The following is an 11459-nucleotide window of genomic DNA, read 5'->3' as shown; positions in this document are numbered from 1 at the left end:
GTGAGCAAGTGGCTGAACTCTCACACAATAAGTCATCAGGTCATCCCTCAACTGGAAATAGTGGAACCCTCGGAGCGGATTGCGTATCATCTTTACTTGCTAATGATTGAAGACTGCCCCACAATGTCGGCCCTCTGTGAGTGGTGCGAAGATATTGGAATTCCTGAACGGTACGGTAGGTTGTTGTACCAATTTGAGCTCCAACAACACTGAGGACAAACTGCTGAATATCGCAGCCGAAACAGCGGGTAACGACGTATCTCAATGCACTCTATCCAAACATATCTCCAGAGATGGGATAAACACACACCTCCGCGCCTACCCCGTAGCAGGTCAGTTAGTAATCGCGTCACACATTGGCTGGCAAATCACTACCGGATGCCCCCACATCGTGATTTCTACGGGTCGATAGGCGGCCATCCCCCCCACTCTGTACGCCTCTTCATTTTCAAAGCCAATCGTTCCCCCATTCACTCGGAACGTGAGGTGTGAGGTCTGATTGATTGAATCTTTGATATCGCTGTCGCCAGAGTCGGCGCTATTCGCTGAATAAGGGTTCCGGCCACCAATGATATCAGCATCGTTGCTTACAGATTGGCTCAGCGGGTATACCCCTTCTAATAGTTGTTTGTCTAATTCGATGGATTCCGTACTAATGTCTGTAGTGTGTTGTGTGATTGGTCCCCCATCGTTCTTTACGACTTTCTCTACGTTCGGCCATGAGAGTACAGGTTGGTCTATGAGTACACCTGAGCGAGCGTAGTAAGCAATCTCCCACTCTTCACCTTCATCATCCAAGTATCGCTTTCCCCCGCGAAGAACCATGTAAAAGAGTCCGTATTCGGCGTTCGACAGAATCGTGAAGCACGGACGGTGCATCCCAAGTTCACGATTGTATTCGCTCTCCAATGTCCGTCTTAATTCTTCGCCAACCTCAAACGGGTTCTGAAGGTCTTGCCTTAGCTGTTCGACCCCACTCCCGTTCCAACCGTAGTCTGAGTAGTGTACACTGTAGAATAGCCGTCCCCGACGCGTGTCGATCTTCAGATGCTCCGCTACATCATCAAGATGATTGAGGATTCCTTCTGGGGTCGGCTGATCAAGAGGGAGATGGAGGATATGCGACTTACCAGGAGTGCCTGGATCAATGGAAAGCGGTCCGTGATATGGGACAAGACTGCCGTACCCGCCGAGGGAAACGGCACGTGTCTCGTGCAGAGGGCTGTTGGAGGCCATGTTCATAACTCGTTGACCAGTTCAAGATAGTAGTTTCGTATAGCATCTTTACAGTGGCACCGACTCACGGTGAGAACAGTACGAAGAGTGAAGCCGTGCTGATAGCCCGTCCGCGAAATACGATACTAACTGTACACGGCTTCTCAAGACATTCATCGCTTATCACGGGGGTTTATCGGTGCATATAGGCCATACCAAAGCTAGCGACTAGCCGAAATATTCGGCGAACCAATATAACATGGCCACGGGTATCGAGAGCCATGTACGACCAACGGGTGACTATCGCAGAAGCTGTCGAGGAAATACAGCGGGAGAACTACCTGCTGCCAGCGATTCAGCGTGAAATTGTCTGGAAGCGCGACCAGATTACCGACCTCTTCGATTCTGTCCTCCAGGGCTATCCGATTGGAACGTTTCTCTACTGGGACATTGAGGACGAGAACCGTGACCAGTACAAGATGTACGGGTTCATCCAGAACTACATCACGACTACGAAGTACATCAACACAGATTCACAGACACGAAATTCAGAGGTAATCCCTGACGGGTCTGGCGATCTCAAACTCGTCCTCGACGGGCAACAGCGACTCTCCTCGTTCTACGTCGGGCTCAAGGGAACGTACACGTACAAACAGCCGTACAAGTGGTATCGGAACGAGAGTGCGTGGTCGAAGTCGCGGTTGTACCTCAACATCACCTCGGACCCGAACGAGGAACTCGACGAAGGCGGGGACCGGAACACACGATACGAATTCTCTTTCCTCCCGGTGAGTGATTATGACAAGCGCATTGTCTCACGAGGCGACGACCTCTGGTTCAGAGCAGGAGCTATTCTCAACTACTCGAAGCAAGAGGACCTCGATAACTTTGTTTTCGAGATGCAGTCTGAGTACGTAGATACAGAGAACACGGGTCGTCGGAAGAACGTTGGGAGCAACCTACGAGCGCTCTGGCGGGCGATTCACGACAAATCCTACGTCACTTATTTCGAAGAGAAGGAACAGGACATTGACCGCGTATTGGAGATCTTCATCAGGACGAATGATGGTGGAACGCAACTCCAGAAGTCTGACCTTCTGCTCTCGATAGCGACAGCAAACTGGACTGAGTACGACGCGCGAGAGGAACTGACGTCGTTTGTAGACCACCTGAACACCCAGCTCCCATCCACGAACAACTACGGGAAGGACTTCCTGCTCAAGTCCTGCCTCGTCCTCAGTGACCTCTCCGTCCGGTACCGTGTCGGTCAGTTCAACCGAGAGAACGTCTCGAAGATAGAAGATGAGTGGCCAGCGATCAAGGAGGCTATCGAGACGGCGGCGACGCTGGTCAATCAGTTCGGTATCGACGAAAACACGCTGACGAGTCGAAACGCCGTCATCCCTATCGCCTACTACTTCAAGCAGACGGGCGTCACCGTCGACCAACTCAAGCGCGACCAGGAGAAGTACCACCGAATCAAACAGGACATCAAGAAGTGGTTCGTCGCGTGCCTTCTGAACGGGACGTTCAGCGGAAATGCGGACACCGTGCTTAGAACGGTCCGTGATATCCTGAGTCAAAGCGAGGGCAAGGAGTTCCCACTGGAGACAATCAATGAGGAAATCGCAAACCTCGGTAAGGTCGTCGGGTTCAACGAAGAAATCGCAGACAACGTCCTTGAGTACGAGAAGGGGAGCAAGCGAACGTTCCTCGCACTCTCACTCCTGTACCCGGGGAACGATTGGGGGAGCGTCCAATATCACCAGGACCACATCTTCCCACAGAACTTGCTGGGCGAGGGTAGTCTCAGAGAACGCGGATTCTCAGAGGAAGAGGTTCAGTGGTTCACCACAGAGCGGGACAAACTGGCCAATCTACAACTACTCACAGAGGGAGAGAACACCTCTAAGCAGGACACGCCGTTTGAGGAGTGGGTTACTGGACAAGCACGACCATTCTACAAGCGGCATTTCATCCCGCAGAACCCTGAACTCCATGAGCTGGATAACTTCGACGAGTTCGTTATGGAGCGACGGGAGCTAATCAAGCAGCATCTGCTCTCGGTGTTGAGCGCTCGTAGTCAACCAGAGGACGTAGACACGTAGGCACTCCACGAACCTCCTCAAAGTAACGTGGGGTAGTGGATGGTGGGCTCTGGTTTACTGACGGACGATCAAACCTCAGGAAAAGGGTGTAGAATTACCGACCGCGAGCGGCAAGTCCCACGATTGCGACTAGCAGTAGGGCAACGAAGACTCCGATAAGAAGGTTCGTTTCAGAGAGTACAATACCAGCGGATTCAGACTCAGAATCACCGTTACTCTCAGTTGCTGCTGGTTCCTCCAAGGCAGCGTTCTCTTCAGCAGTTGGTGTCGTTGGTTCCTCAACGTTGTAGCTCAGCGCGATGCCGTCCATTTCCTTCGCCATATCCTTGTGTCCGACTGGCCAGTAGGTGATGTCAGCCGTCACAGTGCGCTGACCTGCGTTTGAGGAGTAGACGTTCGCGCGGATGTCTTTGATTCCGGCGCCGGGGTTGACGGTGAATCGGGCCGTAGCCATCCCTGCTCCACTCGAGAAGGTGTCAGAGGCACCCGTAATCTGCATTCCATTTGGAACGCTGAGGGTGATGACGACTTCCACGGCACATTCACTGGTTGGGTCCAGCTGGAACCCTCCCGAAATTTGTCCGGGAGAGCCCGGCTCGATGGTTTTTTCTGGAGCATAGAGACGGGACTGTGACAATTGTGGTTCGGAAGGTCCTGGGTCGCAGGTCGCCGAACTGGTCTGATCCTCGTTGGAGTCCGTCGGTTCAGCAGCTTGTGTGGTGGCTGTCTGCGTCACAGTCGCGTTTTCGACAGGCGTAGTGGTTGGGGTCGCAGTCTCGTTTCCGTCTTGAGCTGCGGCCATTGGGGCCACGCTCGACAGAACGAGGAATGCAATCATGGGCACTACGAGAAACTTTGAAATTCGCATTACTCTACCATCAACGAGAAGGTACAGATTACATGAACTTTTTCATGCGTATCCTTACAGGCTGAGAATCGAGATGAGGGAAGCAGCAAACAAGAACGCAGCAGAGAGAGTATTCTGGTTGGTGGTTAGGTTTTCTTCGAAGAGACAGCGAACAGACCACTTGCCAAGAGTAGAGCAATCAAGGCGACTACGAGGCCGAAACCAGGGCCAGTTCCTGACGATTCAGTGCTATCGGCAGGCTTCGAGTCCTCGCTATTGGCATCTGATTGTGCAACAGCCGTCTCAGTCTCAACAGAATCAACTACGACGGTGACCGGCTCGACCTGAGCGACTCGACGATCGGACGAACTGGTGTTTTCGCCATCGAAGTAGTAGATAGCCTCAGCACCCAGCTCGTACTCACCAGGCTCATTGAATTGCATATAGACTTGGAGGCTCTTTTCGCCGCCAGGCTGAATTTCGACGAAGTCTGTCGCGCGCTCACTCACGAATTGGGCGCCTCTGACCCCGGTAATCGATGCACCCGAAGGTGGTTGATTCAATTTGAGCTTGACCGACATCCCTCGGTCACGGACCTCGTTCGACATCGAGATACGGACAACAGCTTCCTCTCCCGAGGTGACCCGGTTCTGTGTTGTGGTGAGGCTGAAATCAGCGCTCTTCTGGACGTTGATAACATGAGTCTGCACCGCGCTCACGCCATTAGATGCCTTTGCGCGCACTCGAACGGTACGTTTACCGACCTCTTCGAACGAATGCGTGACTGTTGCCCCCTTGCTGTCGAAGTCACCATCGTTGTCGAAATCCCAGTCGTATCTAATGATACTGTCCGGTGATGAAACTTTGAATACGACATCCAGATTGTTCCGTGGAGTATTTGGCTTCCAGTCGACCGCCACGTCTGGAGGTTTTTTGACCGTCACTCTTCGTGTCGTAGATGCTGTAGAACCAAACGAGTCTTCCACAGTCAACCTAACGTCATAGGTGCCAGGCGAGTTGAACTTGTAAGATGTCTCTTTTCCCTGTCGTTCACTATTCGGGAAAGACCACCGGTATGATACGATTTCGCCGTCAGGGTCAACGGAGTCCTCAGCCGAGAACTCGGTAGAGGAATCAGTGGACGGAACTTTTGGACTGATGTCAATTTCTGCCACTGGCTTCTCACTCACAGCAATCGTTTGTACTTTCGTGGTGCTCTCACCTCCGTTGTCCGTCACTTTCAGTCCGATTTTGTAACTTCCTGCTGAATCGAAAGAGATTGACTCAGTTTGGCCACTGCCATCATGGTAGTACTCCGTGTAGGAGCCATCACCGTCGAGGTCCCAGTCGTACTCTACAATACTTCCGTCGGAGTCAGAGGAATCACCTGCATCAAGTTCTACAGTGAGACCATTGCTTTTCAACGAATAGTTGAATTCGGCAGATGGAGCTTCGTTTGTCACTTCAATAGTTTTGCGTAAGGTCATCGTTTCACCACCATTGTCTGTGAGTTTGAGACCGATAGTGTACTTTCCAGCTTTCTCGAAGGTAATAGTCTCAGTCTGGCCACTGCCATCGTCGTAGTACTCCGTGTAGGAGCCATCTCCATCGAGGTCCCAGTCGTACTCTACGATATCCCCATCGGAGTCACTGGAACCACTCGCATCGAGCGTCACTTGTTCGTCAGGAACAGGACTTGACGGAGTCGCGGTGAAAGAGATTTCTGGGGGCTTGTTCGTAACTTTGATTCTCTTACGGATAGTTCTCGACTCTCCACCGTTGTCAGTGACCTTGAGGCCAATAGTGTAAGTTCCAGCCGAATCGAAGGAGATGTACTCAGCCTGGCCACTGCCATCATCGTAGTACTCCGTGTAGGAGCCATCTCCGTCGAGGTCCCAGTCGTACTCTACGATGGAGCCGTCTGAATCACTGGAACTGCTCGCATCGAGCGATACTTCTTCATCAGGAACAGGAGTAGACGGGTTGACACTAAATGATGCAACGGGTGCGTCGTTCGTCACGGTGATTCTTTTGCGTAAGGTCGTCGTTTCACCACCATTGTCGGTGAGCTTAAGGCCGATAGTGTAGGTCCCTGCTGAGCCAAAAGTAATTGACTCGGTCACACCGTCTCCGTCATCGTAGTACTCCGTGTAAGAGCCATCTCCGTCAAGGTCCCAGTCGTACTCTACGATGGAGCCGTCTGAATCACTGGAACCGCTCGCATCGAGGGTTACTTGTTGATCAGGGACAGGACTGCTCGGGCTCGCTGTGAAGGTAATAGAGGGTGCCTCATTGGTCACGGTGATCGTTTTACGGAGAACGTTCGTGTTGCCTCCAGAGTCGGTAACTCGTAGGCCGATAGTATAGCTACCTGCGCTACCAAACGAGGTGTACTCAGTCACACCGTCTCCATCATCGTAGTACTCCGTGTAGGAGCCATCTCCATCGAGGTCCCAGTCGTACTCTACGATGTCATTACCAGAGTCACCAGATCTGCTCGCATCGAGAGACACTCGTTCATCAGGAACCGGACTGTTCGGATTCACTGTGAATGAGACAGAAGGGAGCCCTTCTGAAGTGATATTAGAGTGGTTAGAGTCTAGAGAGACTGCCCCTGTTGCTGTGACACATGAGATGGTCAATAGGAGGACCATCAAATAGATTACAATTCTTGAAATCCTACCCATATTGACCGCTTCTATTTGTCGCTGATAAGCTATTTCATTCTATCCAGAATTCGGAAGGGTGCATATGGATTGAGCGTTGATGTCACATCGTGGGTGTTGACAACATCGAATCCTGACGGCCACGATATTTGATCGGAGGATATGAAGAGCGATATACTAGATTTTGCGTCCCTGAACAAAATTGAAGAGCCACGATATACGCCTATGTGGTACCATCAGAAATCCCTATAAATCGCTTGCTGCTGATTTCGGACAACAGATTACATACCCGTTGAGTGAGACGACACGACGGACGTCGCGCAGTTGGTAATTCGTCAAACCGCACCAGAAGGACATCGCTACTTCCTCGCTCGCCGGACAGAGGATTCGTATTGGGAGTTCATCGGTGGGAAGCGAAAACAGCACGAATCGATCAGAGAGGCTGCGCTCCGCGAACTTGACGAAGAGCTCCAATCAATCGAACCTACCGATGCCGACATCACCGAGGTTGCAAAACCGTACCCTAGTGCGGTCGCTGAGGCGTTCAGTCTCTATCCGGTTCTCATCGAATTTGAGCGTGAAGCCGCTACAGCAATCGACAGCACATCGCTTTCTGCCGAACACAACACGGCAGCGTGGATTTCACTCGGAGAGTTCAAGGAATTCGAGACGCTGGGGCAACAACAGGCGCTCTCGAACCTTGACTTAGTGCGGAGAGGGTGCTCGAGGTCTAACCAAGACACATGCAGTCAAACGTAGATAGCGGGCATACCGGCCCGAAACCCACCCACACTGACGGCTATGGTCATCCGTGTCGATGAATGCCTGTCAGTACAGAGCATCAAGAATCCGTTGCGGCCGTTGCTTCGGTCATTCGCTGGTGAGATGCAACCGCTGCTTGAGGAGGGCAGTGATCCACCACTGACGACACCGGAAGTGTTGGCCCAGGTCCGGACAGAGTGGGTGTGGCAATCGTACATCACCTACCTGATTGACCCCGGACAACCCCATGGCTTCGGAGGGACGTTCACCGATGCATTCCTTGAGGCGTGTCAGGCAGCGGGAGCCTTCGATACAGACCTCTTGCACCCAGATCGGTCACGAGTGGAGGTGGAGTCGGAAGTCGGTGTACAGGGTCGTCGGGCAGACATCCTCGTCTACCACCCCGAGCGGTGGTTTCTACTGCTGGAGTTGAAAGTCGACTCGCCAGAGGGTGAAGACCAGACGGCAGACTATGCGACAGCGCAGTCGATTGGTCCACTAGGCGTTTCGGAGTATCCCGAGGAATCCCGGTTTTACGGGTTCGCCTCGCCAACGATTCCGAGAGACATCCATCCAGCCTTCCAGGGAGTTCGCTGGGAGTCAGTTGGTTCACAGTTTGCAGAGGCACGGAACCACCTCTCGCTCACGACCTACCCAACCAGAAGCATCGTACAGTTAGACGATTTCATCGCAACAGTTCGAACAGCTATGACAGAGCAGGATACCGACACACGAGAGAAAGCACGTCTGTACTTCGAGTACCGAGAGGAAATCGATGCGGCGGAGAAGGCAGTCACGGACCTCGTTAAAGACGAGTTGCGCCACGACTGGACAACGGTGTTTACTGAGAAAGAGAGTGCACCGTCGTTTTGGGACGACTCGTGGCACTTCCCAGCCATTGGGTACAACCACGGGCAGTTCGCTCGAACGTCCTGGCAGACCCCCAACGGCATCAACGTCCACTTCAAGCATCACCCAGATGAGGAGAACTTCAGAGCAGGAGAGATAGACTTCCGATTGGATATCGGGGCACCGAAAGAGGTCCGCGATGGAGAGGACGGGAGACAACCACTCCGTGAGGAGTTCCTCAGACTGCTTGACGAACGACAGGTCAAGATTCCAGAGTCGGCGACAGTGGTAGCTGAAGCGCGTTGGGAGGGAAGTCGCTCAATAGGAGATACCGATTAGTACCAGCTATCGAGTGACCGACCCTTCGCGATAGAATCAGATCCCAGCTGCTTTGACCTTCCTTGCAAACGCTGGGGGCATATCATCGAGATGTCCTATGAATCGCTCAAGGTCAGAGCGTTCTGGAAGAGCATAGATACCAGGAGCCTCGTCCATTCGGTCGCTAGCGAGCAATCCTGCAAGGGTGAGCCAGCGGTTGTCATACGCTTCCACGATCATCCGTATCTGCCGAGCATCATCCTCAGAATATCGGGAGTCTTCAATCAGAGTTGGGAGACGGATTGCGGGGCGTTCAAAGCCTTCGTACGTCGAGGAATAATCAAGCACCTCAACCTCAGCGTCTTTCACTATCCAGCTGCCAGGTTCCCCTTCGAGTGAGAGCCTCACCAGTGCCTCATCGACACCGAACGTTCCCGACTCAATGGCGGTCGTTTCACAGTGCTGGCAACGAGCTCTGGTGAGCACCCAATCGAGGAATCCGTCATCGACGGTAGGCCGGTCTGGGAAGTTGTTGTATCGGAACGCTTCACACACAACCGGGATCTCCTCAGAGAGGGTTCTTCCACAGTAGTCACAACCCTCTATCGCGATTGCCATACCCTGTTTGGCCCCCTGTTCCACCCGTTGTTTGAGCTTTTCAGATGCGGACACGTCTACAAAGGCTCTGATGAGTCGGTTCTAATGAATGTTTTCGCGGCGAAACTGGCCGTTTTTCGGCGTGACAGCAGTCGGGTTGTGTTTGGGAGATTTCGATACGAATCGCAGAGTTACGCAGGGTGTGGATACAGCTCGGGGCCCTTCTGCAGCAGAACGGTGAAATCGGGAGGCTCTGAAACTAGGTCCGGCCCCTGATTAGCAACATCACCCTCGTCGGAACGGTAGTGCTTCCCCCGGACGAAGGACCGACTCACGTTGAGGATGGCTCAGGAAGCAGGCCAAGTTGAGACTGGAGACCGAGCATGTCGTAGAACCACCAGGGTTCGGTCACGCTGTCGTCGTCTATCTTGTAGATAGTGACAAGACGAGCTCGTTGAGTATGCGGCAGAGAACGGACTCTCGTTGTGGGCGTCGATGAACAGCCTCAACCACAGAAAGACACCCCCGTAAGCGACCGACGACTTAGCAGAGATACGAGAGTGGCTCAGTACGGCCGACAAGGAAGCGATCACGGTCGATGGCACACGGTTCAAGAAGGCGTTCTTCGTTCGGCAGTGTGATGGTGGCGCTCCGGAAACGCTCGTTCAGGACGCAAAAAGAGCCCTCTTAGAGCAGTTCGAACAAATATTCGAAGACAACTCGCTTTACGAGCCCCCGACCTTGGCTGGTAACGAGTAATCAGAGGCTCTGCTTGCGAACTTCGTTTACGAACCTACGCCCCAACCAACGGTTTGTAAGAGTATGCGACCTCCACCGAGACTATTCTTTGCCTGGTTTGTGGCCAGTACGGAGATTGTGCAGGTACTCACCCATGGCTTCGGCCATAGCGACGCGTGTCTCTTCATCCATCGATTCGTGCCTCTCCTCGTCGAAGAACGGGAGTTCTTCGATTGGTGGGACATCCATAATCATTTCGAGCTGTAAGGTGTCCCGGTAGTAGTTCTGTATCACCCACTCTTCACCATGCTCCTCAACCGCTTGTTCGATGAGTGGCGCAGCTTCGGGGTAGTTTTCGTACAGTCGGTCATACATGGTGATGACTAGACATTGTTCGACTACTAACCTTTTGGATGGTGCTTGTTAGTACTTGATGAGAGCTGTCTGCCATCCACACCAGACCATGGGGCCAGAACCTCCTCTGTCGAGACCTGAGTGGTTGCCTCGTGCCGTATGGGGTATAGTCGACAAGAAAATGCTGGATACATATTCACCCATTCGTGGCAGCACTTGGGGAACGATTCCGTACAAACCGTGAGGATTCAACAAACGGTGACCGAATCACGTTGCACCAATAGTCAACATATCATTGATGAGCGTGTCGTTACACCTCTCCAGTGTATTTGACTTCCAATCAGAACATCGAGCCGAAGAACGAGATGTCAGGTTTGTCACTTCGAATGTATGTGTCGAACGCTCCGCTCCCCTCCGTTTCAGAGCCATTTTCAACATCGTACCACGTAATCAGGGACTCCTTCGTGGGGTCGTATTCTATTCTCGAATATTTCGAGGATTGATGGACATTGGATGTCGCCCAGATCGTCTTTCTGAAATAGGTCGTGTCATAGCGTTCGTGACCTTCGAATTCCCCCTTTCCCGTGTCAAACGTCTCAAGCCAACTCCGAGTTTTGAATACGGTCCTGTACAGTGGATAAGACCCACACCACCCAAGAAGACAGACCGAGTTTCGAGCAGCCGTCTTCTGGACTGCCTCAAGGAGCGTATCTCCCCCACCGTGCTTTTCATGAGCGTGTTCGAATGGGCACGTGTCACCAGCGAAATGTGGGTCGTCACCAGAAAGAGGAAGCCGACCGCAGTACCGGCAATGGCGTTTCCAGTTCATGTAATGACATGACAGCACACCACCATAGTAATATCTCTACCTCGAATCACTCGCACTCTGTTCAGGTGGTTCAACGTCCCGAACCACGCATCAAGGTCTTCCGGATTTCAGCGTTCTTCGAAGGATGAGTTTGGTCACAGAGGACGACGACACAGCAGGCTAGCCTCGTCGATGCT

The 11459-nt window shown here is 52.6% G+C and carries 10 protein-coding genes; 4 read left to right on the top strand and 6 right to left on the bottom strand.

The genetic code is table 11. The annotated features are described in order from the left end of the window. The coding region (locus M1L36_RS09085) for a hypothetical protein (RefSeq protein WP_250873394.1) at positions 1-213 on the top strand (213 nt) is incomplete at its 5' end. Positions 214-333: 120 nt separating this feature from the next. Here M1L36_RS09085 and M1L36_RS09080 read toward each other — a convergent pair. Then, positions 334-1236, bottom strand: coding sequence for a hypothetical protein (locus M1L36_RS09080; protein WP_250873393.1), 903 nt, complete (start codon positions 1234-1236; stop codon positions 334-336). A gap of 260 nt (positions 1237-1496) precedes the next feature. Here M1L36_RS09080 and M1L36_RS09075 point away from each other — a divergent pair, with 260 nt between their 5' ends. Continuing rightward, positions 1497-3323, top strand: coding sequence for a GmrSD restriction endonuclease domain-containing protein (locus tag M1L36_RS09075; RefSeq protein WP_250873392.1), 1827 nt, complete (start codon positions 1497-1499; stop codon positions 3321-3323). Positions 3324-3417: 94 nt separating this feature from the next. Here M1L36_RS09075 and M1L36_RS09070 read toward each other — a convergent pair whose 3' ends face one another. Next, positions 3418-3858: a hypothetical protein gene (locus M1L36_RS09070; RefSeq protein WP_250873391.1), complete on the bottom strand. Its 441-nt coding sequence runs from the start codon at positions 3856-3858 to the stop codon at positions 3418-3420. A gap of 458 nt (positions 3859-4316) precedes the next feature. After that, a complete protein-coding gene (locus M1L36_RS09065; protein ID WP_250873390.1) occupies positions 4317-6857 on the bottom strand; it encodes a PKD domain-containing protein in 2541 nt (846 codons plus the stop codon). Positions 6858-7160: 303 nt separating this feature from the next. On the opposite strand from M1L36_RS09065, the gene M1L36_RS09060 reads away from it, so the two are divergent. Next, positions 7161-7595 (top strand): NUDIX domain-containing protein, encoded by a 435-nt coding sequence (locus tag M1L36_RS09060; protein WP_250873389.1) that lies wholly within the window; start codon positions 7161-7163, stop codon positions 7593-7595. 42 nt (positions 7596-7637) lie between these two features. Beyond that, positions 7638-8786, top strand: coding sequence for a PDDEXK-like family protein (locus tag M1L36_RS09055; protein WP_250873388.1), 1149 nt, complete (start codon positions 7638-7640; stop codon positions 8784-8786). Between the two features lie 36 nt (positions 8787-8822). Here the strand turns inward: M1L36_RS09055 and M1L36_RS09050 are convergent, their stop codons facing one another. From M1L36_RS09050 to M1L36_RS09040, 3 genes are all read right to left on the bottom strand, one after another. Further along, positions 8823-9437, bottom strand: coding sequence for a hypothetical protein (locus tag M1L36_RS09050; protein WP_250873387.1), 615 nt, complete (start codon positions 9435-9437; stop codon positions 8823-8825). Positions 9438-10202: 765 nt separating this feature from the next. After that, positions 10203-10475, bottom strand: a complete 273-nt coding sequence (locus M1L36_RS09045) for a DUF8110 family protein (protein ID WP_250873386.1) — start codon at positions 10473-10475, stop codon at positions 10203-10205. Between the two features lie 319 nt (positions 10476-10794). Beyond that, a complete protein-coding gene (locus M1L36_RS09040) occupies positions 10795-11283 on the bottom strand; it encodes a hypothetical protein (RefSeq protein WP_250873385.1) in 489 nt (162 codons plus the stop codon). Positions 11284-11459: the final 176 nt, after the last annotated feature.

The sequence above is a fragment of the Halomarina rubra genome, from assembly GCF_023699475.1.
Taxonomy (GTDB): domain Archaea; phylum Halobacteriota; class Halobacteria; order Halobacteriales; family Haloarculaceae; genus Halomarina; species Halomarina rubra.
Note: the sequence above shows the minus strand (reverse complement) of the source record. Positions and strands in the feature narration are given on the sequence as shown.

Excerpts from the sequence above, each read along its gene's own strand:
- M1L36_RS09055 (WP_250873388.1), top strand. The coding sequence starts at position 7,638 with ATGGTCATCCGTGTCGATGAATGCCTGTCAGTACAGAGCATCAAGAAT.
- M1L36_RS09040 (WP_250873385.1), bottom strand. The coding sequence starts at position 11,283 with ATGAACTGGAAACGCCATTGCCGGTACTGCGGTCGGCTTCCTCTTTCT.
- M1L36_RS09075 (WP_250873392.1), top strand. The coding sequence starts at position 1,497 with ATGTACGACCAACGGGTGACTATCGCAGAAGCTGTCGAGGAAATACAG.
- M1L36_RS09045 (WP_250873386.1), bottom strand. The coding sequence starts at position 10,475 with ATGTATGACCGACTGTACGAAAACTACCCCGAAGCTGCGCCACTCATC.
- M1L36_RS09065 (WP_250873390.1), bottom strand. The coding sequence starts at position 6,857 with ATGGGTAGGATTTCAAGAATTGTAATCTATTTGATGGTCCTCCTATTG.
- M1L36_RS09080 (WP_250873393.1), bottom strand. The coding sequence starts at position 1,236 with ATGGCCTCCAACAGCCCTCTGCACGAGACACGTGCCGTTTCCCTCGGC.